Consider the following 21,481-nt stretch of genomic DNA (forward strand, 5'->3'; position numbering starts at 1 on the left):
GGGAAGGCGAAAAGAGAGGTTGAATGATTTTATGGAGACATACAAGATATATCCCTTGAAATTAGGAGAGTTTCAGAAGCATGAAAAATCAACACTTTTATATTTGCAGGGGGCGGGTGAAAAACTGATAACACCCATCATCGCATATCTGATACAAGGGAATGGAAGAAATATATTAGTGGATACGGGATGCGGGGACCCGGAGTGGTCGAAGGTGCATCACCATCCCATTGTCCAGACAGAGGATATGCTGTTGTTAAATGTATTGAAGGGCCATGGAGTGTGTCCGGAAAATATTACCTGTGTGGTCAATACCCATCTCCATTGGGACCACTGCTGGAATAATGACCTTTTTCCGGGGAAGAAGATATATGTTCAGAAATCCGAGATGGATTTTGCCATGAAGCCGCTGCCCACACAGTGGGCGTATTATGAGTCGGAGGAGATTGGCTTAAAGCCTCCTTTTAAGAAAACAATGGACCAATACGAATTGGTGGACGGTGATGTGGATTTATATCCGGGGATTCAGCTTACTTTTATTCCCAGCCATACGCCTGGTTTTCAGGGCGTATTAGTTGATACGGATAATGGCCGTTATCTGATTGCCAGCGATTGCCTGGGAAGGTTTGATAATTGGGAAGGAAACGGAGTCATGAGGCATATTCCTTCAGCGATTCATGTGGATTTGAACCAGTGCTACAGGACGTATGATAAGATTGAGAAGATATGCGATTATATCCTTCCCGGACATGACGGCCGCGTATTTGAAGAGCGTGTCTATCCTCCGGAGAGATAAGAAAACTCATGGATATATGAGCCGGGGACAGGAATATCGCTTAGGGGGCAGAAATACCTATGTCTAGTTCAGATTATAAATTTAATGAAAAAAAGATAATTCCATTGCCGAAAGCAGAGGCTTTTGAAAGAGAGCTGTATATGGCGGCAGGTATGTCGGAAAAAGATGCTGCCTGTGTGGCTGAAAATCTGGTGGAGGCTGATGCCAGGGGGGTATATTCTCACGGGATTCAAAGGAACGCTCTATACCTGGCCCGTTTTGAGCAGGGAGGAACGGACCCTGCGGCGCAGCCGGAGACAGTCAGGCAGGTTGGAGCCACAGCTTTAATTGATGGCCATAATGCAATGGGAATGGTGGTGGGAACGTACAGTATGGAAACCGCCATCCATTTAGCCGGAAAATATGGAACCTCCGCAGTATCCGTAACAGGAAGCAATCACTTTGGTACCTGCGCCCATTTTATTGAGATGGCCACAAAGGCAGGCATGATTGGATTCTGCTGGACCATCAACTGTGTCAATATCATGGCGCCATGGGGAGGAACTGACCGGCAATTGGGAAATAATCCGTATGGGATAGGAGTACCATGTTTAGACAGGCCGGATGTTATTCTTGACATGGCTACAAGTGTGGCTGCAAGAGGTAAGATTGTGATGGCAAGAAAGACCCACGCGCCAATACCCGATACCTGGGCTTTGGATGTAAACGGAAAGCCGACCACAAACCCGGAAGCAGCGTATTGGGGAACGGTACAGCCGTTTGCAGGTTATAAAGGATACGGACAGACTTTCATGAATGCTGTCCTTGCAGCTGTATTAAATAATTCCAGCTTTGGGCCGGATATAATAGATTTATATGAGGAGCCCCAAAAAGTTCAGAATTCCGGACATCTGTTTCAGTGCATTGATATCAATGCGGTTGATGATATAAATAAATTCAAAAAAAGAATGGATGAGGCTGTTGGCTACATAAAAAGCGGAAAGAAAGTTGACGGGGTAGAGGAAATATATGTACCCGGAGAAATAGAAGCGCGGAACTATCAGAAAGCCCTTAAGGAGGGAATCGTGTATCCCTGTGAAGTAATAGAGGAGAACAATGAGATAGCGCGCAGATATCATCTTCCGGAACATGTTTTGCTCTAAAGGCTGCTCTGATTAAACGCTGTACCAGAACAAAAAGGCGGGGCCGTAAACTCCGCCTTTTACTGTTTAGGAAAGCCGTGCCATCATGCCTTCGTAGCTCCGGTTGAGATGATTGGCGATGGTCTCGCATCCGGTTTTTTCATCATGGTCTATAATGCTTTGAATAATAATTTTATGTTCTATATTCGACTGGATTGCAGACTCTTTGGCATAGTTATCCACATTCATGGTATGCCAGAGCTGGGACAGAAGCTGCTCTAATTTTATGTTATCCGCGCCATGCCAGATGAATTGGTGAATCATGCCGTTATATGTGTTAAACCGGCTGAAATCATTGAACTGAATCGCCTTCTCAGCCAGTTCATAGTATTCCCACAAAGGTGCCGGGTCAATTTCACGTTTGCAGATTCGGCAGATTGCTTCTTTTTCAAGCAAAAGACGTATTTCAAAAAAGTCCTTTAAAAACTTGCCGGATATCTCGTTAACAGTTGCAACTTTATTGGGCCTGACATGGACCAGACCTTCATTAGCCAATATCTGTAGTGCCTCACGTACAGGCATGCGCGATACATTTAATTCTTCGGCTATTTTATCCTGATAAAGTTCCTGATGGGGCTTAAGACTACCATATAGTATTTCACGCCGTAATTCAGCTACTATTTTGTCGCGGGTTAACAGACTGTCTATCTGACGCATAATTAATGACACTCCCTTCACATAACCGTTTTAATTTAGTATAAATGGAAAAGAATTTGATGTCAATGATATAAGTATAAATGGATAAAATGCAAATGGATATATTTGCACAAAAATATATGTCTTTTTTTATGAATAAACACAATTTTAAAAAAAGCAATTGGCAGCACTTGTATTGATTAAAAATATGAGTTATCATATAAATGTCAAATGGATACATTACAACATTAACACATTACGCAATAAATGGAAGGCGGTCTGGAATGGTTATAGAAAAAACGGCGGTTGCCGGTACATTAGAATCAAGCGATATTATGATTACCGTTGCGCCAAAAGAGGAAGGAATCAATATAAGACTAAATTCAACGGTTGAAAAGTATTATGGAAATAGTATTATCTCTTCCATTCAGGAAGAACTTGAGCGGTTAGGGGTTCGGGGGGCGGTGGTTGAGGCAGTTGACCATGGCGCTCTTGACTGTACAATCCGCGCCAGGCTTATTACCGCGGTCAAGAGGGCGTCCGTATCTGCAAATGAGGGGGGAATAGCATGAGGCGTACAATGTTGTTTTTGCCAGGCAACAGTCCTAACATGATTATGAACGGCGGACTCCTTGGAGCGGACAGTATTATCTTTGATTTGGAGGATGCGGTCGCCCCGGACCAGAAGGATGCCGCCAGGGAGCTGGTGAGCCATGCGTTAAGGCATCTGGACTTCGGTAAATGTGAAATCATTATACGTATTAATGCATTAGGCACTCCTTTCTGGGAAGAGGATTTAGAGGACATGATACCTTTGAAGCCGGATGTGATAATGCCCACAAAGGTCAGCGATGCATCATACATTAAAACACTGTCAGACCGAATGAGCGTCATAGAGGAGAAAAACGGACTCCAGTCAGGGTCCATAAAGCTAATCCCGCTGTTAGAAACAACATTAGGCATTGAGAATGCATATGAGATTGCAGCGGCAAGCAGAAGAATGGAGGCATTATATCTGGGGGCAGAGGATTTGACAGCGGACCTCAGATGCCCCAGGACAAAAGAGGGGGATGAGATTGCATATGCTAGGGGCAGAATGGTATGTGCTGCCAGGGCGGCAGGGATTGAAGCATATGATACACCATTTACAGATGTGGAGGATTTGGAAGGATTGGAAAGGGACGCCCGTCTTGCAAAGGGGATGGGATATACCGGAAAAGCAGTCATTTCACCGCGGCATATTGCATGCGTAAACAGAATATTCAGCCCAAGTCCTAAGGAGATTGCATATGCAAAGGATGTTTTTGAGGCAATCAGGCAGGCCAGGGAGCAAGGGAAAGGGGCTATTTCTTTAAGAGGTAAAATGATAGACGCTCCCATTGTGCAGAGAGCGCGGCTGGTATTGGAGGCAGCTTCTGAAATAGAGGGGGTGGATTATCGATGAGCAAACTTGCAGGGACAATTCGGGAAGCAATCCGCAGGTGCGGTTTAAAGGATGGAATGTGTATATCCTTCCATCATCATCTGAGGAGCGGCGATTATGTGCTGAACATGGTGATGGAAGAGATTGCCGCCATGGGAATCCGGGATATTAAAATCAATGCAAGTTCCATTCATGACGGACATGAGCCTTTGATTGGACATATCCGCAGCGGTGTGGTAACGGGTCTGGAGACGAACTATATCGGACCTGTTGTGGGACGGGCCATATCAGAGGGGATATTGGAGAAACCTGTTACATTCCGTACACATGGCGGAAGGCCCAGCGCCATAGAGCAGGGAGAGTCTAAAATTGATGTCGCGTTTATTGCTGCTCCTTCCTCGGACTCCATGGGGAACTGTTCAGGGAAGTATGGAAAGTCTGCATGCGGTTCACTGGGATATGCCTTTGCAGATGCAATGTGTGCTGACAAAGTAGTGGTGATAACAGACAATCTGGAAGAGTATCCGTTATGGGATTTTTCCATATCAGAGGATTATGTGGATTATGTTGTATGTGTGGAACAAATCGGTAATCCGGCCGGAATTGTATCCGGAACCACAAAGATGCCAAAAGACCCCATTGCATTAAGGATTGCCGAGTATGCAGCAAACGCAATTGCAGCCTCAGGGCTTCTGAAAGATGGGGTTTCATTTCAGACAGGAGCAGGAGGCGCCTCATTGGCAGTTGCTGGTTTTCTCAAAGATATCATGCTGGAAAGAAATATTAAGGGGAGCTATGCATTGGGCGGCATCACAGGATATATGGTAGATATGCTGGAAGCAGGATGCTTTCATGCAATTCAGGATGTGCAGTGCTTCGATTTAAAAGCAGTTGAATCCATTCGTATGAATCCAAGACACCGTGAAATCACAGCCAGCCATTATGCCAGTCCTACAGCTAAAAGCTCAGCGGCATCCTCCCTGGATGTGGTAGTATTGGGGGCGACGCAGATAGACAAAGGGTTTAATGTAAATGTACATACGGATTCGCAGGGATATATTATCGGCGGCTCCGGAGGGCATACGGATGTGGCGGAATGTGCCAAGCTAACCATTATAGTTGCGCCTTTAAGCAGGGCGAGAATGCCTGTTGTTGTAGATAAGGTAGTGTGTGTATCAACGCCCGGCAGCTCCGTCGATATGTTGGTAACACAATATGGAATTACAGTGAATCCGGTTCATAAAGGGCTGGCTGAGAAGATGGAAGATGCCGGGCTGCCCCTAAAGACCATGGAAGAGTTGGTGGAGCTGGCATATAAGATTAATGGAATTCCCAGCCTGTCTGAACGAAATAAGGGCAGGGTAGTCGCACAGGTACTGAACCGGGACGGTTCGCTTCTGGATGAGATATTTGAAGTGAGGGAGTGACAGGCCTATATCTGAGTATAAAAGGTGCTACAGAATTTTATGGTATTCTGCAGCACCTTTTCAGGTATGTGGCCATGAGATTATTTATACATACTCCTTACGCCCGCTGGCATCCGCAATTCCTTCCTCTTCCCTGTATTTGGCAACGGTCCGGCGGGAAATGGATATGCCGCGTTCCGCCAGCTTTTCTCCCAGAAGGCGGTCGCTGTAAGGCTTCTTTTTGTTCTCTTCCTCTATGATTTCACGAAGCACCCGCTTGATATCCGCGGCAGTCACGGACTGGGCGCCGCTTTCATTGCTTCTGCTTTCCTGGACAGCAACGCTGCGGGAGAAGAAGAAGTTCATGGGGTATACCCCCCAGGAGCACTGAAGGTATTTCTTGCTGACAGCCCTGCTGACAGTGGATTCGTGAATGTCCAGTTCCTGGGCAATATCCGCCAGCTTTAAGGGATTCAGATGGGCAGGACCGAAGGTGAAGAATTCCTCCTGGTGCTCAAGGATGGCCCTGGATACCTGCATCAGCGTCTTGCCGCGCTGGGTTACACACTGCTTCACCCACTCGGCCTGACGGATTTTATTGCCCAGGTATTCTTTTAATTCGGAGGATTCCGGATTCTGGTTCATCTGGCGGTAATAGCTGTTAAGCTCAATGGTAGGATACATGGATTCATTTAACAGAATGTCAAAATGGTCCTTGAATTTTACAATGGTCACATCCGGTATGATGTAGCGCAGCTGGTCCCTGCTGCTGAAGGATACGCCTGGCTTTGGATTCAGGGATTTGATTATCTGGCAGTAACCGGCGGTTTCAGTGGGGGAAAGGCGCAGTTTCCTGGCAATGGCCGGAATCTGGTTCTTGGCAACCATTTCAAGGCAGCTGTCAATGATGGATTCCAGTACCGGGGTCAGCATATCCCTGCGTTCCAGCTGCAGCTTAAGGCATTCCTCCAGAGTGCGGGCGCAGACTCCGGCCGGGTCCAGGGCCTGGAGGCCGGACAGGAGGTCTTCCACAATCTCTGCATTGGTTCCAAAATAGGAGGCAATGGTCTCGATACTCTCCTCCAGATAGCCCTTGTTGTCAAGACATTCCAGCATGAACTTAATGATTTCCGTTTCCTGGTCCGTGAAGTTTTCCGTGATGAGCTGGGACCACAGATAGTCCTGAAGGGTCTCGCCGTCGTCCGTATTGATATTCCAGCTGGACTTAAAGTCGTAGTCATCGTCATTATTCTGGCGCTGGTACAGATAGTAATTCTCTTCATTAAAGGAATTGAGCCATTCCTGCTGTTCAATGGACTCGCGCTGTTCCTCCGCCGTGGGAGGTTCTACGATGTCGATTACCGGGTTTTCCAATGCCAGTTCATTGATATAGGTATTCAGTTCCTGAGATGTCATCTGAAGAATCTCAGCTGACTGAATCATCCGCTGTGATAAAGTCTGGGTTTGCTTTACCTGTAATTTTAAATCCATAACACTTCCTTCTTTCGTGATATCTCATATAGCTTTTAATGCATGAGTGGGGAAAAATTTCAATTGAGATAATTATAACACAGATGGCCTTTTGGTACAATGATGCACTTGGGCATTTAGAGCGGTGAAAAGAACCGGAGTAAGTCATCCTTTAAAATCCCCCAAAGGCATGTTATAATATCGCCATGGTCCGGACCGCAGGGGCTGGCCGGAAAAATGAATTCAGGAAGGAAACCATTTCATGCTATTTAGTTCCATGATATTTTTATGGCTGTTTCTCCCCTTTGTGCTGGTCATCAATCTGATGCTGCCAATCAGGTTAAGCAACCTGTTTCTGCTGGCCATGAGCTTTATTTTTTATGCATGGGGCGAGCAGGAATATATATGGCTTCTCCTTTTGTCTCTGACGGTGAACTACGCAGGAGCCATGGGGATGGAGGCCATGCGGGGCAGAGGCAAAGAGGCTGCCGTTACTCCGAACAGGCTGCTCCTTGTCCTGCTGGTGGCGGTGAATCTGGTATTTCTGGGATATTTTAAGTACTTTGATTTCCTGGCAGGACTCGCCAATAAGCTGGCAGGAGGGACTGTGGCGGAGCCAAGGAATCTGCTTTTGCCGGTGGGTATATCCTTTTACACGTTTCAGATGATATCCTATGTGGCGGATGTGTACCGGGGAACCATTGCGGCTGAGCCAAATCCGCTGAACCTGGGGCTCTATATATCCTTTTTTCCCAAGATGATACAGGGTCCCATTGAGCGCTATCAGGGGATGGGGGCATGCATCAGGGACCGCCATGTGACGCCGGAGCTGTTTGCCTGCGGAGCCAGACGGTTTATCTACGGGCTGAGCAAGAAGCTGATACTTGCCAACCAGTTCGGCGGCGTGGTGGACAAGGTGCTTGCCAATCCCATGGACCAAATCAGCGGAGGCTTGGGCTGGTATGTGGGAATCCTGTATACACTGCAGATTTATTTTGATTTTTCCGGTTATTCGGATATGGCGGTGGGCCTTGGAAAGATGCTGGGCTTTGAACTGACTGAGAATTTTAATTATCCGTATCTGGCTAAGACAGTGGGAGAATTCTGGCGCAGGTGGCATATATCCCTCTCGGGCTGGTTTAAGGACTACCTCTATATCCCCCTTGGAGGAAGCAGAAAGGGGACACTGGTAACCTGCCGCAATCTGATGATTGTGTTTTTGTGCACCGGATTCTGGCATGGCGCGGGCCTGTCCTTCATTGCGTGGGGGCTGTATTACGGATGTCTGCAGGTGGCTGAGCGGCTGTTTTTAAAACGGCGGCTGGAGAGGCTGCCTGCCGCCGTCAGCTATGTTTATATGTTCCTGGTCACTGTGGCGGGCTGGACCATGTTCCGGGCGGATTCACTGACCAGGGGCATTATCCTGCTCAGGCAGATGTTTCTTCTGCGCCCGGGTATTTATGATACAGCCATGTATATGAACCATAAAACCACGGTGTATATGATAATAGGAATCATACTATGCGGCCCGCTGCAGGCCCTGGTTCCCTGTTTCAGGAAACATATGCAGGACGGCAGGAATATTTACCTGTCCGAATGCCTGGGACTTATACTGCTGTTTGCCTACTCCATTGTGATGGCTGTGGGCAGCACCTATAATCCATTTATTTATTTCCGGTTTTAGAGAGGAGGATGCAGGTGAGACAACGCACAAAAGCATATATATTTGCAGGCATGTTCCTGGGAATGATGATACTGCCAAGACTCCTGTTTATACCTCTTAAGGATTATGTGGATACGGAGAATTACGAAAACCGGGTTTACCAGGAAAAGCCGGTGCTGGATTTCAGAAATCCCGGGGACCTTAAAGCCTACCCGGGCCGGTATGACGCCTACTTTAATGACCATCTGGCCTTTAAGAACCCCATTGTGGCTTTTGGAAAGCTAACAGATATCCACGTGTTCGGGGAGGTTACATCCGATGCCGTGCTTATGGGAAGGGACGGATGGATGTTCTATAAGCTGAAAGGGGAAATGGAGGACAGCATTGCAGACTACCAGGGTACGAATCACTACAGTGAAGAGGAGCTGGAACGGTTCGCTACACTGCTTAAACAGGCGGATTCAAACCTGGCCTCCAAAGGGATGAGGTTGATTTTTTACATGGTTCCCAATAAGGAACAGGTGTACAGCGAGTACATGCCATGGTCCGTGAAGGTGGTTCATGAACAATCCAAGGCGGATTTGCTGTACGCATATCTGAGAGAGAACACGGACTGCGATGTGTATTATCCCCTGGATGAGTTCCGAAAGGCCAAGGATGACTGGTGCCAGATATACCGGAAGTATGATACCCACTGGAATGATATGGGGGCATTCATGGCGGCCCAGATGCTGATACAGGATATAGACGGGGAGGCATTCACGCCGGAGTCATACCGCGCCTATGACATTGACCAAAGGGGAACCTTCAGCGGGGACCTGGCAACCATGCTGAATCTCCAGAAGTATTATGACGACGACCCATTCCTTAAGGTATCAGGCTACAGGGAGGATGTGTCCTTTGAAATGGATTACCAGAACGAGCATGAGACTGTCACCCACTATTCCTCGGATGCAGCGAGAAAGGCGGGGAAAGTCCTTATTTGCAGGGATTCTTTTGGAGTGCACATGGCTGAGTACTTTGCCAGGAATTACCCGGATGTAACTCTGATGGATTACCGGACAGAGGACTGCGGGGCAGCCGCCCTGGAGATTCAGCCGGACGCAGTGGTGATTGAGGCGGCGGAACGGTATACGGACTATATGTTCGGTCTGCTGGAACGCCTGGGAACCGTTGGGGGCGGGGAAGGGATGCCTAAAGAGGATACCATTTTGGATGAGGGAAATGCCGGGATTTAGCCGGTCAGGAACCCCTTTCCGATGATTTCACTGGAATTGGATATCAGCATGAAGGCCGTGGGTTCAATGGTGCGGATATAGTTGCGCAGCTTTAATGCCTGGCTGCGTTTCATGGTGGTCATAATTACCGTTTTCTCATGATGGGTAAATGCCCCCTGTGCATGGTATACCGTGGCGCTGCGGTGCAGGGTGTTGATGATATAGTCGCAAATCGGCTCCGGATCATCGCATATGATGTTAAAGCATTTGCACAGGTTAAGGTTCTCAATCACATCATCGATAACCAGGGATTTGGCTGCCAGACCAATGGTGGAGAACAGCCCTGTCTCAGGTCCGAAGATGAAGAAGGAGGATGCCGCTGCAGCCACATCCACCAGCATAAGGACTGTTCCTATATTAAGGCTGGTATATTTCTTAAGTATCATGGCGATGATATCTGTACCGCCGCTGGAAGCTCCCAGATGAAAGAGGATGGCTGTGCCCACTGCAGGCAGGAAGATGGCGAACAGCAGTTCCAGCAAGGGCTCTGTTGTCAGGGGCCTGCTTAAAGGACAGACCCGTTCCAGCAGGGACAGGCTGATGGACATGACCATACTGGCGTAAACCGTCTTTATCCCAAAACCCTTTCCCAGGAAAATGAACCCTAATACCAGCAGGGAGGTGTTCACAATAAATGTGAAATCACTGGCAGACCACCGGCTGATTTCACTTACCACAGTGGAAAAGCCTGTGACGCCTCCGAATGCAAAGTGATTGGGGAATTTGAAAAAGTAGATTCCAACCACCATAATCCAGATGCTTACTGTAATGATGCCATATTCGGCTGCTGCGCGCCAAAATGGACTTTTTATCTCGTTCATAATCCATGCTTCCCTTACCTGCTCCGTGTGCCGGATATGCGGGAAGTTTACCCCCTTTGTGACCTGACTGTCACTTAATCATTGTTGTTCCATCCATATAATAGGCTGAAACCACTACAAGTGCAATCACATTTTTTGTTGAAACAGCCACAAGTATATAACTGTAGCCGGGAAAGCCTTGTGAATAAGGGAGAATACTGTATTTGGGGTGCTGGCGGCATAAAAACAGCTTGTAACCACTATATATATGGTTTATAATGGTGTGCGTGGCATCCGGAAAAGGAATAAACGGATGTCAGGAAACAGATGAGAACAGAGGAGAGTGCAGGGACATCATGGCGGATAGGAAAATAGAGATAGATTTGGAATATAAAGGTCTGGAATCATGCCTGGAAGGTATCGGAGCGGATTTCCAGGGGGAGGGATATGGGCTGGAGCGCCTGCTTGACAGGTACCGTTCCTTCCGCAAGCCGGGGATGAAGCCCGCAGAGGCCATGGAAGCGCTGATTCGCTCCGCGGCGGAACTGACTTCCAAGGAAGCGCCCCGGTGGGAATTTGCGGCGGCCAGGCTGCGGTACTGCCGTTTTGCCTGCGAGATGGAGGAACAGCTTAAGGGTCTGGGAATCAGCGGACTCTATGAAAAGATTTCATATCTGACAGACCAGGGGCTGTATGGTGATTATATCCTTAAGCACTACAGCCGGGAGGAAATAGAACAGGCGGAAGGATTTTTGGATGACGGAAGAAATAAGCTCTTTACCTATGCGGGACTGGATTTGCTCCTTAAGCGTTATGTTATCCAGGACCACAGCCACCGTCCGCTGGAAACACCGCAGGAAATGTACCTGGGCATCGCCCTGCACCTGGCCATGGAAGAAGGAAAGGAGTGCAGGATGGAGTGGGTCCGCCGGTTTTATGATATGCTCAGCCGGATGCAGGTAACCATGGCCACCCCCACCTTGTCCAATGCCAGGAAACCATATCACCAGCTATCCAGCTGTTTTATTGACACGGTGCCGGACAGCCTGGAAGGAATATACAGAAGCGTGGATAATTTTGCCCAGGTCAGCAAATTCGGCGGGGGCATGGGCCTGTATTTCGGAAAGGTCAGGGCAACGGGAAGCAGGATTCGGGGCTTCGAGGGGGCTGCAGGCGGCGTAATCCGCTGGATTAAGCTGGTGAACGATACGGCTGTGGCAGTGGACCAGCTGGGAATGCGCCAGGGCGCTGCTGCGGTATATCTGGATGCCTGGCACAAGGATTTGCCGGAGTTTCTTCAGCTTCGGACCAATAACGGGGACGACCGTATGAAGGCACATGATATTTTCCCGGCAGTCTGTTTCCCGGATTTGTTCTGGAGGATGGCCAAGGAGAACCTGGACCAGGACTGGTACCTGATGTGCCCCCATGAGATTCAGACCGTGAAGGGATACTGCCTGGAGGACTGTTATGGGGAGCAGTGGGAAGAACGGTATCTGGACTGTGTGAAGGATGACAGGATATCCAAACGCAGGGTATTGTTAAAGGATGTGGTGCGCCTGATTATCAAGTCGGCGGTGGAAACAGGCACGCCCTTTATCTTTAACCGGGATACCGTGAACAGGGCCAATCCCAACAGTCACCGGGGCATCATATACTGTTCCAACCTGTGCACGGAGATTGCCCAGAACATGTCGCCCATTGAACGTATATCCACCCGTGTGCTGGATGTGGACGGGGAGACTGCGGTGGTCCAGACCACCCGGCCAGGGGATTTTGTGGTTTGTAATCTGGCCAGCCTATGTCTGGGGTCCATTCATGTGGAGGATGCAGGTGAAGTGGAGGAGATTGTGGCAAGCGCCGTGAGAGCCCTGGATAATGTGATTGACCTGAATTTTTATCCCCTGGCCTACGCCGGAATCACCAACCGCAATTACAGGGGAATCGGTCTGGGAGTCAGCGGTTATCACCATATGCTGGCAAAACACGGAATCCGGTGGGAAAGTGAAGAACACCTGGCATTTGCCAATCAGGTATTTGAGCGGATTCATTACGCGGCTGTCAGGGCCAGCGCGGATTTGGCAGAGGAAAAGGGATGTTACCGGTATTTTGAGGGAAGTGAATGGCAGACCGGGGCATACTTTGAAAAGAGGGACCTTGTGAGCAGGGAGTGGAGGGAGCTGGCAGGAAGGGTGGCAGAGCATGGAATGCGCAACGCCTATCTTCTGGCTGTGGCGCCTACCAGCAGCACCAGCATACTCTCCGGCACAACAGCCGGCCTGGACCCTGTGATGAAACGGTTTTATCTGGAAGAGAAAAAGAACGCGATTCTGCCCAGGGTTGCCCCGGATTTGACACCGCGGACCTTCTGGCTGTATAAAAGCGGATATACCATGGACCAGACCTGGACGGTACGGGCGGCAGGCGTGCGCCAGAGGCATATTGACCAGGCCCAGAGCGTGAATCTGTACATTACCAACAATTATACCATGCGGCAGCTGCTGAACCTCTATGTACTGGCCTGGGAGAGCGGGGTCAAGACGCTCTACTATGTGCGCAGCAAGTCCCTGGAGGTGGAGGAATGCGAAAGCTGCTCCAGCTGACAGCTTATGCAGCGCGTTAAGACAGGGCCCATGACCATGGTATTCAGGATTTAGAAAGGATTTTCTTTATGAGCATACTGACAGCAAAACCCCTGTTTAACCCTCAGGGTGATACGGATATGAACAGCCGGAGGATGATTGGCGGAAACACTACCAACCTCAATGACTTTAATAATATGAAATATACCTGGGCCAGCAGCTGGTACCGCCAGGCCATGAACAATTTCTGGATTCCGGAGGAAATCAACCTCAGCGCGGATGTAAAGGATTATAAGAACCTGACTGCCCCGGAGCGCACTGCCTATGACAAGATTCTGAGTTTTCTGGTGTTTCTAGATTCCATCCAGACAGCCAACCTGCCATGTATTGCCCAGTATATCACTGCCAATGAGGTGAATCTGTGCCTCACCATACAGGGATTCCAGGAGGCGGTGCACAGCCAGAGCTACAGCTATATGCTGGATTCCATCTGCAGCCCGGTGGAGCGGGACCGGATATTGTACCAGTGGAAGGAGGATGAACACCTTCTGCGCCGCAATACCTTTATTGGAAATCTGTATAATGAATTCCAGGAGAAGAAAGACGATGTGACTCTTCTCAGGGTCATCATGGCCAATTATATTCTGGAGGGAATTTATTTCTACAGCGGCTTCATGTTCTTTTATAACCTGGGAAGGGGAGGCAAGATGCCCGGCAGCGTCCAGGAAATCCGCTACATCAACCGGGATGAGAACACCCATCTGTGGCTGTTCCGCAATATGATTGGGGAACTTAAGAAAGAGGAGCCCCGGTTATTTACGCCGGAGATGGTGAACATGCTTAAGTCCATGCTGGAGGAGGGGGTGGACCAGGAAATCCGGTGGGGATGCTATGTGATTGGCGACGATGTCCCGGGCCTGACCAGTGAAATGGTTACGGACTACATACGGTATCTGGGAAACCAGCGCTGGAGCGGACTGGGCTTTGGCACATTGTACGAGGGATATGGCCAGGAGCCGGAATCCATGAGATGGGTGAACCAGTATTCCAATGCAAATATGGTGAAAACAGACTTTTTTGAGGCAAAGAGCACGGCTTACGCAAAAAGTGCTGCCATTATTGATGATTTATAGATATGGGGGTATAATGGGGCAGGGATACGGGCGTGAACCGCAGCACCGGATGCCCGGTGCCCAATTATATGAGTAACAGGAGGAGCGAAAACGTGACAGGAGAAGAGGGGGACCGCAGGACCTGGGAGCTTGCAAGACAGCTGGTACAGATTGACAGCTCTGACCCGGGAGCCTATGAGGGCCAAATTGAACAGTGGATATATAAGTGGCTTGCAAATGAGATAGAGGAAAAGGCCGGAGGGCTTAAGAATCAGATTGAACTGGTTCAAAGGGAAGTGCTTCCGGGCCGCTTTAACCTTATGGCCCGCATACCGGGAAGGAAGGGTACAGCGGGAGGAGCAGCCGGAGAAACAGCCGGGGACTCTGCCCTTGTGTACATATGCCATATGGATACGGTGATGCTGGGAGAAGGATGGGAGGAAGAGACGCCTGCTCTGGGAGCAGTGGTAAAGGACGGCCGTATGTACGGAAGAGGGGCCTGCGACATGAAGTCGGGCCTGGCCTGCGCCCTGTCTGCGTTTTCGGCCATGGCTGAGCTGGCTGGAAGTACGGGGCAGCTTCCTGTGAGGCCCTTTGTATTCATTGGAACCGTGGATGAGGAGGATTTTATGCGGGGCGTGGAGTGCGCTGTCCGGGACGGCTGGGTGGGCCGGGAGGATTGGATTCTGGATACGGAGCCCACGGACGGCCAGATACAGGTGGCCCACAAGGGCCGGACATGGTTTGAGCTGACCATGGAAGGAATCACAGCCCATGCCAGCAATCCGTGGAAGGGAGCTGACGCCATTGCGGCCATGGCTGAGGCGGTCAGCTATATCAGGAAGGCCATTGGAAACTGTCCGGTCCATGAGGATTTGGGCATATCCACTGTGACCTTTGGACAGATAACAGGGGGATACCGACCCTATGTGGTGCCGGATTCCTGCAAGGTATGGATTGACATGCGTCTGGTTCCGCCCACAGATACCGCGGCAGCGAGGAATATAGTGGAGGAGGCTGTGAAGGCGGCAGAAGCTGAGATTGCGGGAGTCAGGGGCAGCTACCGCATCACGGGGGACCGTCCCTATGTGGAAAAGGACAGCAGCTCCCCGCTTCTGGCCAGCCTTAAGTCTGTCTGCGACCGCGTGACAGGGGCGGACACACATGTGGGGTCCTTTAACGGCTATACGGATACAGCGGTCATAGCCGGAACCCTGGGCAGCCATAACTGTATGTCCTATGGACCCGGCAGCCTGGAGCTGGCCCATAAGCCCAATGAGTATGTGCCGTATGAGGATGTATGCCGGTGCAGGCGTGTGCTTACCGAACTGGCACGGCAGGAGGCATTCTTTCCCTTTGCCTTTTAATGTCAAATGTGCTATAGTGTAACCAGTTTAAATCAAAGGAGAAATTGAGGATGAAAGATACTGCATTGGTAATCATGGCAGCCGGTATCGGAAGCCGTTTTGGCGGCGGAATCAAGCAGCTGGAGCCGGTGGGCCCGGGCGGTGAGATTATTATGGATTATTCAATCCACGATGCCATGGAAGCGGGATTTAATAAGGTCATATTCATTATTAGGAAAGACCTGGAAAAGGATTTTAAGGAAATCATAGGAAACAGGATAGAGAAGCTGATTCCTGTGGAGTATGCATACCAGGAACTGGAGGACCTTCCGGCCGGATATGAGGTGACACCCGGGAGGACCAAGCCATGGGGCACAGGCCAGGCAGTCCTGTCGGTAAAAGGGATGGTGGACGGCCCCTTCCTTGTGATTAATGCAGATGATTACTATGGGCGGGAAGGATTCCGCAAGATTCATGATTACATGGCAGAGCGTATGGACTCACAGTCCGATGTCTATGATATCTGCATGGGCGGTTTTGTGCTTTCAAACACACTGAGCGATAACGGCACGGTTACCAGAGGCGTGTGCCAGGTGGACGAACAGGGTATCCTGACCAATGTGACGGAGACCTATAACATCCAGATGAAGGAAGACGGACTGCATGCCACGGACGAGAGCGGCGCACCTGTGTCAATCAGCCCGTCCCAGCCGGTTTCCATGAACATGTGGGGGCTTCCTGCCGGCTTTGTCCAGGAGCTGGAGAATGGATTTCCTGCATTTTTAGACAGTCTGAAAGAAGGGGATATCAAGTCAGAATACCTTCTGCCTAAAATCATAGACAACCTGGTGCAGAATAAGAGGGCGAGAGTGACCGTCCTTGACACACCGGATAAATGGTTTGGGGTTACCTATAAGGAAGATAAGCAGGCCGTGACGGATGCCATCAGAGGTTTGATAGAAGCAGGGGTTTATAAGGAAAAGCTGTTTGAATAAGGAGATTTATAATCTGAAGATATAAATAATACAAAAGTAAATACAGCCCTACCGGAACATACCGGGAAGGCCCTGGTTTGGCTATAATATGGCGGCCAGGCTGGCAGGGACATGCGGATACTGTCAATCCGTGTGTCCTTTTTTCATGCATAATTTCAAATACCCAAGCCTATACTATAAAAACAGCCCACTTAAGCCGGGCGATGATTATAACATGTTTGGGTGGACAACTTAGCTATGAAATTATGGAAAACATTTAACGTACAGAGACGGGAAGACATATCTTATTATAATACATCAGAAGGTTTTGAGACAGAGGGTTTTGCCATGCATCTGGACCGGCTTATAAGGGAGGAGATGGCGGCCAAGGGAAAGGATGGAATCATGTTCCTTTGTATCGGCACAGACCGGTCCACCGGGGACAGCCTGGGCCCTCTGGTGGGACATATGCTGCGCAGCCGGAGGCTTAAGGGCGCAGCGGTCATCGGAACCCTTGATAAGCCGGTCCATGCCATGAACCTGGACCTGTATGCCAGATATATACGGCTTCATTATCCCGACTATGTGGTGGTGGCCATTGATGCTTCTGTGGGCAGTCTGGACCATGTGGGATATGCTACCCTGGGACGGGGAGCCCTTCAGCCCGGATTGGGCGTGTCCAAGGAACTGGAGGCCGTAGGCGACATAGCCATAACAGGAATCGTGGGCGGGGTGGGGAGCCGGGACCCGGTTATGCTCCAGAGCGTGCGCCTGTCCATGGTGATGAAGATGGCGGACTGCATTTGCGAAAGCATTTTTCTTGTCGAACGATTATGGGAAAATGCCGCCATAATATGACAAATTCTGCGCCGGGAATCTGCTATGCTTGTTTGGATTAAAAACAGCGGGGTGATTCTATGGGAGAATTATATGAACCCTTCCCTAAGCTGCCGAAGAACTTCCGGCAGATAGGTGAGAGGGACCAGGTTTTAAAATTGTATCTGGAAGATTATGTAAATACTTATTTAAAACGCCTCCAGCCGGCCAAGGGGGCTGATTTGCGTGTGGGGCTGCTTTTGGGAAGCAGGGAGACCCATGAAGACATACCTTTTGTTTTTGTGGACGGAGCCCTGGAGATGGATTCAGTCACCGAGGAAGGCGGTAAGGTGGTATTCACCGAGGACGCCTGGAAAAAGGCTTACCAGGATGTGGAGCAGATGTTTCCCAAGCGCACGGTCCAGGGATGGTTCCTATGCGCAGGGCCCGGCTGTACCTTAAGTCCCCTGACCTACTGGAAACAGCACAGCCAGTATTTTACGGGAAAGAACCAGCTTATGTATCTGAACTGCGGGCTGGAAGGTGAAGAAGCTGTTTACATAACATCCTCTGACGGATTTTATAAGCTGAGAGGATACAGCATATATTACGAGCGCAACCAGATGATGCAGGATTACATGATACTGCGCAAGGATGTGCCAAGGGCTGAGACAGGGGTGGATGATAAGGTCATCCAGAACTTTAAGCAGAAAATGGACGAGCGCAGAGTGGAGGCAGGGCGCCACCGGAGTACGGTGGGAGTGCTGTCAGGCCTGTGCAGCGTACTGGCGGTCACTGTACTGGCAGGCGGCGTGGCCATGTTCAACAACTACCAGAAAATGCACCAGATGGAAAGCGTCATTGCGTCCGTGGTGCCGGAAGGCAACATAAAGGACGGCCTGATGGCCTTTGCGGGAAAGGGCGGAGCCGAGAATCCCTCCGGAAAGGGCTGGTCCGCTGCGGACGAGCCTGATTATGTGATAGAGGAGGCGTCGGGAAAGGTATATCCCACCACGGCCCCGTCACCGGAAAACGGGAATGAGATGCCTGCCAAAGTGACTCCGGAGACACTGGCCCCGACACAGGGCAGTCCGGCGGGCTATGAAAATAACAGCCAGACGGGCGGAGCGGGCCAGGGAAGCAGCCAGACGGCCGGCACGGGCCAGGGAAGCAGCCAGGCGGGCGGAGCGGGCCAGGGAAGCAGCCAGGCGGGCGGCGCAGGCCAGGGCAGCGGACAGGCATCCGGCCAGGATGGATTCCAGCCTGAATCAGATTCAAAGGGCACTGGTCAGACTGAATCCGGCCAGAGCCAGGCAGCAGCGGAGACAAAGGCTCCGGCTGATGAGTCCACGCTTCCGCCGACAGGAGGAAGAGGGGACGGTGAGGACCAGACCGTGTCCGCGGCCAGCTATAAGGTCTATACTGTGGCGGACGGTGAGACATTGTATGGAATCTGTTTTAAACTGTATCATAACCTGCAGCATATAGATGAAATCTGCCGGGTCAACTCCCTGGCAGATGAAAATAATATATTTGCAGGTCAGAAGCTTCTGGTTCCGTAAGCACATGCCTGGAAACTTCTGGCGGAAAAAGATAATGCGTTTTATCCAAAATTGTTGTATACTATTGCATATACGCAAAAGACGAAATTTGGGAGAACGCAGGATGGGCAGTACCAGTTCAATGAGCCGTGAAAATAAAAAAAAGCAGCTGAAACGCCAGATTGTGCCTTCCGGCAGTCCCTTCCAGGACGAGGAGGACAGCCGGGAAATTGTCCATAAGGCGCACCGGCGCGTGGTCAGGAAGCGCCTGATTATCCTGGCTGTGTTCATTACCCTGGCAGCCATAGCAGCCCTGGTGCTGTTCCGGTATGACCGTTACCACACCTTTACGGACTACCAGACGGTCTGGGAACGGGACCTGGTGGCTGAAGCCCAGGAAGCAGCAGCCCAGGGTGAGGGAAGCTTCTGCGGGTACAGGGATTTCGGGGACGGAGTCCTTAAGTACACCAAGGACGGGGCAACCTATGTGGATGCCCAGGGCAAGGTGGTATGGATGCAGAGCTATGAGATGAAGTCCCCCGTTGTATCGGTTAACGGTGACTTTGTGGCAATCGGAGACCAGCAGGGCAACAGCATCTACATATGCGATAAAAGCGGGACCCAGGGACAGGCCACCACACTGCTGCCCATATTGAGGGTCACGGTGTCCGCCAAGGGCGTGGTGGCTGCCCTTCAGGAGGATTCAAAGGCAAGCTATATCTATCTATATAAAAGGGACGGAACCTCCCTGGACATCATGGTCAAGTCGCTTCTGTCCGGCGACGGGTATCCGGTGGACTTAAGCCTGTCGCCTAACGGGACACAGCTTATCACATCCTATATGTATCTGGACCAGGGTATGATAAAGTGCAAGGTGGTATTTTATAATTTCGGCCTGGGCAAGAATGACCCCAACCGTGTGGTCGGCATATTTTTCCCAAAGGACCTGGGGGACGCCATGGCGGGAAGGGTAAGGTTTCTGGATGAAAGTCATTCCGTTATATTTACGGATAAGGGAATCCAGTTCTTTTCCACCAGGGTGGAGACATCTCCGGAGCTGGTGAGCCAGATTCCCGTGGAGGAGAATATCCGCAGCATCAGTTATACTCAGGACAAGGTCGGCCTTGTCACGGATAACGTGGAAGGCGGCGACCCTTACAGGCTGAAGCTTTACGATAAAGAGGGAAACCAGATATTTGAAAAGTCCTTTAACTATCAGTACACTGGATTTGATATTGACGGTGATTTGGTTCTTTTGTATAATGACAGTTCCTGCAAGGTCTACAATATGACAGGTACGGAGAAATACAACGGAACATTCGACTTTACCGTCAGCAAGGTATCCGCAGGAAGGTTCCCGGGAACCCTTCTGGTCATGGGACCGCAGAAGATGACGGAAATTAAGCTGCAGTGATGCAGGAATAAAAGCGGAAAGGAAGTATATACCATGGGGATGAAATGTATCGGAGTAGATGTAGGAGGAACTTCGGTAAAAATCGGTCTTTTTGAGACCACAGGAGAACTTTTGGACAAGTGGGAAGTAAAGACCCGTAAGGAGGAAGGCGGAAGGTATATCCTTCCTGATGTGGCACAGTCCATCCGGGCAAAGATGGAGGAAAAGGGTCTGAGCCTTAAGACGGATTTGGCCGGAATCGGGCTGGGAGTGCCCGGGCCGGTTCTGCCGGATGGATTCGTGGAGGTATGCGTGAATCTGGGATGGCGCCAGATGAATCCCCAGGAGGAACTCAGCAGCCTGCTGGACGGAGTTACTGTAAAGAGCGGAAATGACGCCAACGTTGCTGCACTGGGAGAGATGTGGCAGGGCGGAGGCAAAGGATATAAGGATTTGGTTATGATTACCCTTGGGACCGGCGTGGGCGGCGGCGTTATCATTGATGAGAAAATCATTGCCGGCCGTCACGGTCTGGGCGGAGAGATTGGCCACATTCACGTAAGGGATGAGGAGTGGGAGCACTGCAACTGCGGCGGAGTGGGCTGTGTGGAGCAGATTGGTTCAGCCACCGGCATTGCCAGGGAAGCCAGGAGGAAGATGGAGGCCAGCCATAAGCCCTCTGCTCTGCGGGAATTCGGCGGGAATGTCACGGCAAAGAATGTGCTGGATGCAGCCAAGGCAGGAGATGAGCTGGCCAACGAGGTAATGGATGTGGTGGGACGCTATCTGGGACTGGCATTATCCATGGCTGTCATGATTGTTGACCCGGAAATTTTTGTCATAGGCGGAGGCGTGTCCAAGGCAGGTCAGTTCCTGATTGATGTCATCCAGAAGCATTATGACTATTTTACTCCAATATCCAAACATAAAGGTAAGCTGGGGCTTGCCACCCTGGGAAATGACGCGGGCATATACGGGGCGGCAAGACTGGTGCTGTAGGATGTGTTCAGGATACCTTCCGGTGCATGCACTGCCGGATGTTTATGTTCATTAAAAAGGAGCAGG

18 protein-coding genes are annotated in these 21,481 nt (G+C 50.2%); 15 read left to right on the top strand and 3 right to left on the bottom strand.

Going from position 1 to position 21,481, the window contains the following annotated elements:
• Positions 1 to 31 precede the first annotated feature (31 nt).
• Both FGS84_RS04085 and FGS84_RS04090 read left to right on the top strand, forming a co-directional pair.
• Positions 32 to 796, top strand: a complete 765-nt coding sequence (locus FGS84_RS04085) for an N-acyl homoserine lactonase family protein (RefSeq protein WP_138306403.1) — start codon at positions 32 to 34, stop codon at positions 794 to 796.
• 59 nt (positions 797 to 855) lie between these two features.
• On the top strand, positions 856 to 1,938 hold the full coding sequence (locus tag FGS84_RS04090) for an Ldh family oxidoreductase (RefSeq protein WP_138306404.1): 1,083 nt from the start codon (positions 856 to 858) through the stop codon (positions 1,936 to 1,938).
• Positions 1,939 to 2,004: 66 nt separating this feature from the next.
• On the opposite strand, the gene FGS84_RS04095 is transcribed toward FGS84_RS04090, so the two are convergent.
• Entirely contained in the window at positions 2,005 to 2,634 is a 630-nt protein-coding gene (locus tag FGS84_RS04095) for a GntR family transcriptional regulator (protein WP_138306405.1), read from the bottom strand.
• 263 nt (positions 2,635 to 2,897) lie between these two features.
• On the opposite strand from FGS84_RS04095, the gene citD reads away from it, so the two are divergent.
• From citD to citF, 3 genes are read left to right on the top strand one after another with little or no spacing between them, the layout of a single operon-like run.
• Positions 2,898 to 3,185, top strand: coding sequence for a citrate lyase acyl carrier protein (gene citD, locus FGS84_RS04100; RefSeq protein ID WP_138306406.1), 288 nt, complete (start codon positions 2,898 to 2,900; stop codon positions 3,183 to 3,185).
• Entirely contained in the window at positions 3,182 to 4,057 is an 876-nt protein-coding gene (locus tag FGS84_RS04105) for a CoA ester lyase (RefSeq protein ID WP_138306407.1), read from the top strand. The genes citD and FGS84_RS04105 overlap by 4 nt, the downstream gene beginning before the upstream one ends.
• The gene (gene citF / locus FGS84_RS04110) at positions 4,054 to 5,463 is read left to right on the top strand and encodes a citrate lyase subunit alpha (protein WP_138306408.1); all 1,410 of its coding nucleotides are present in this window, start codon (positions 4,054 to 4,056) and stop codon (positions 5,461 to 5,463) included. Before FGS84_RS04105 ends, citF begins: the two co-directional genes overlap by 4 nt.
• Positions 5,464 to 5,547: 84 nt before the next feature.
• Here citF and rpoN read toward each other — a convergent pair whose 3' ends face one another.
• Entirely contained in the window at positions 5,548 to 6,933 is a 1,386-nt protein-coding gene (rpoN, locus tag FGS84_RS04115) for an RNA polymerase factor sigma-54 (RefSeq protein WP_138306409.1), read from the bottom strand.
• Between the two features lie 256 nt (positions 6,934 to 7,189).
• Between rpoN and FGS84_RS04120 the strand changes: the two genes are divergently transcribed.
• Both FGS84_RS04120 and FGS84_RS04125 read left to right on the top strand, forming a co-directional pair.
• Positions 7,190 to 8,596, top strand: a complete 1,407-nt coding sequence (locus FGS84_RS04120) for an MBOAT family O-acyltransferase (protein ID WP_347563782.1) — start codon at positions 7,190 to 7,192, stop codon at positions 8,594 to 8,596.
• A gap of 14 nt (positions 8,597 to 8,610) precedes the next feature.
• Entirely contained in the window at positions 8,611 to 9,813 is a 1,203-nt protein-coding gene (locus FGS84_RS04125) for a hypothetical protein (protein WP_138306411.1), read from the top strand.
• On the opposite strand, the gene FGS84_RS04130 is transcribed toward FGS84_RS04125, so the two are convergent.
• Positions 9,810 to 10,673: a YitT family protein gene (locus FGS84_RS04130; RefSeq protein WP_138306412.1), complete on the bottom strand. Its 864-nt coding sequence runs from the start codon at positions 10,671 to 10,673 to the stop codon at positions 9,810 to 9,812. The two genes, FGS84_RS04125 and FGS84_RS04130, sit on opposite strands and share 4 nt — an antisense overlap.
• Before the next feature lie 335 nt (positions 10,674 to 11,008).
• Between FGS84_RS04130 and FGS84_RS04135 the strand changes: the two genes are divergently transcribed.
• From FGS84_RS04135 to FGS84_RS04170, 8 genes are all read left to right on the top strand, one after another.
• The gene (locus FGS84_RS04135) at positions 11,009 to 13,255 is read left to right on the top strand and encodes a ribonucleoside-diphosphate reductase subunit alpha (protein WP_138306413.1); all 2,247 of its coding nucleotides are present in this window, start codon (positions 11,009 to 11,011) and stop codon (positions 13,253 to 13,255) included.
• 68 nt (positions 13,256 to 13,323) lie between these two features.
• Positions 13,324 to 14,367 (top strand): ribonucleotide-diphosphate reductase subunit beta, encoded by a 1,044-nt coding sequence (locus FGS84_RS04140; RefSeq protein WP_138306414.1) that lies wholly within the window; start codon positions 13,324 to 13,326, stop codon positions 14,365 to 14,367.
• A 92-nt stretch (positions 14,368 to 14,459) separates the two neighbouring features.
• Positions 14,460 to 15,713, top strand: coding sequence for a M20 family metallopeptidase (locus FGS84_RS04145; RefSeq protein ID WP_347563783.1), 1,254 nt, complete (start codon positions 14,460 to 14,462; stop codon positions 15,711 to 15,713).
• A 50-nt stretch (positions 15,714 to 15,763) separates the two neighbouring features.
• Positions 15,764 to 16,687, top strand: a complete 924-nt coding sequence (locus FGS84_RS04150; protein WP_138306416.1) for a sugar phosphate nucleotidyltransferase — start codon at positions 15,764 to 15,766, stop codon at positions 16,685 to 16,687.
• Between the two features lie 237 nt (positions 16,688 to 16,924).
• Positions 16,925 to 17,524, top strand: coding sequence for a spore protease YyaC (gene yyaC, locus FGS84_RS04155; protein ID WP_330641100.1), 600 nt, complete (start codon positions 16,925 to 16,927; stop codon positions 17,522 to 17,524).
• Between the two features lie 59 nt (positions 17,525 to 17,583).
• On the top strand, positions 17,584 to 19,044 hold the full coding sequence (locus tag FGS84_RS04160) for a LysM domain-containing protein (protein ID WP_138306417.1): 1,461 nt from the start codon (positions 17,584 to 17,586) through the stop codon (positions 19,042 to 19,044).
• 103 nt (positions 19,045 to 19,147) lie between these two features.
• Positions 19,148 to 20,437 (top strand): DUF5711 family protein, encoded by a 1,290-nt coding sequence (locus FGS84_RS04165; protein WP_138306418.1) that lies wholly within the window; start codon positions 19,148 to 19,150, stop codon positions 20,435 to 20,437.
• 33 nt (positions 20,438 to 20,470) lie between these two features.
• Positions 20,471 to 21,415: an ROK family glucokinase gene (locus FGS84_RS04170; RefSeq protein ID WP_138306419.1), complete on the top strand. Its 945-nt coding sequence runs from the start codon at positions 20,471 to 20,473 to the stop codon at positions 21,413 to 21,415.
• The last annotated feature ends 66 nt before the right edge of the window (positions 21,416 to 21,481 follow it).

Source organism: Clostridium sp. 1001271st1 H5 (assembly GCF_005845215.1).
Classification (GTDB): Bacteria; Bacillota; Clostridia; order Lachnospirales; family Lachnospiraceae; genus Enterocloster.

Coding starts and splice junctions, on each gene's coding strand:
- FGS84_RS04085 (WP_138306403.1), top strand. CDS start 32: ATGGAGACATACAAGATATATCCCTTGAAATTAGGAGAGTTTCAGAAG.
- FGS84_RS04090 (WP_138306404.1), top strand. CDS start 856: ATGTCTAGTTCAGATTATAAATTTAATGAAAAAAAGATAATTCCATTG.
- FGS84_RS04095 (WP_138306405.1), bottom strand. CDS start 2,634: ATGCGTCAGATAGACAGTCTGTTAACCCGCGACAAAATAGTAGCTGAA.
- citD (WP_138306406.1), top strand. CDS start 2,898: ATGGTTATAGAAAAAACGGCGGTTGCCGGTACATTAGAATCAAGCGAT.
- FGS84_RS04105 (WP_138306407.1), top strand. CDS start 3,182: ATGAGGCGTACAATGTTGTTTTTGCCAGGCAACAGTCCTAACATGATT.
- citF (WP_138306408.1), top strand. CDS start 4,054: ATGAGCAAACTTGCAGGGACAATTCGGGAAGCAATCCGCAGGTGCGGT.
- rpoN (WP_138306409.1), bottom strand. CDS start 6,933: ATGGATTTAAAATTACAGGTAAAGCAAACCCAGACTTTATCACAGCGG.
- FGS84_RS04120 (WP_347563782.1), top strand. CDS start 7,190: ATGATATTTTTATGGCTGTTTCTCCCCTTTGTGCTGGTCATCAATCTG.
- FGS84_RS04130 (WP_138306412.1), bottom strand. CDS start 10,673: ATGAACGAGATAAAAAGTCCATTTTGGCGCGCAGCAGCCGAATATGGC.
- FGS84_RS04135 (WP_138306413.1), top strand. CDS start 11,009: ATGGCGGATAGGAAAATAGAGATAGATTTGGAATATAAAGGTCTGGAA.
- FGS84_RS04140 (WP_138306414.1), top strand. CDS start 13,324: ATGAGCATACTGACAGCAAAACCCCTGTTTAACCCTCAGGGTGATACG.
- FGS84_RS04150 (WP_138306416.1), top strand. CDS start 15,764: ATGAAAGATACTGCATTGGTAATCATGGCAGCCGGTATCGGAAGCCGT.
- yyaC (WP_330641100.1), top strand. CDS start 16,925: ATGAAATTATGGAAAACATTTAACGTACAGAGACGGGAAGACATATCT.
- FGS84_RS04160 (WP_138306417.1), top strand. CDS start 17,584: ATGGGAGAATTATATGAACCCTTCCCTAAGCTGCCGAAGAACTTCCGG.
- FGS84_RS04165 (WP_138306418.1), top strand. CDS start 19,148: ATGGGCAGTACCAGTTCAATGAGCCGTGAAAATAAAAAAAAGCAGCTG.
- FGS84_RS04170 (WP_138306419.1), top strand. CDS start 20,471: ATGGGGATGAAATGTATCGGAGTAGATGTAGGAGGAACTTCGGTAAAA.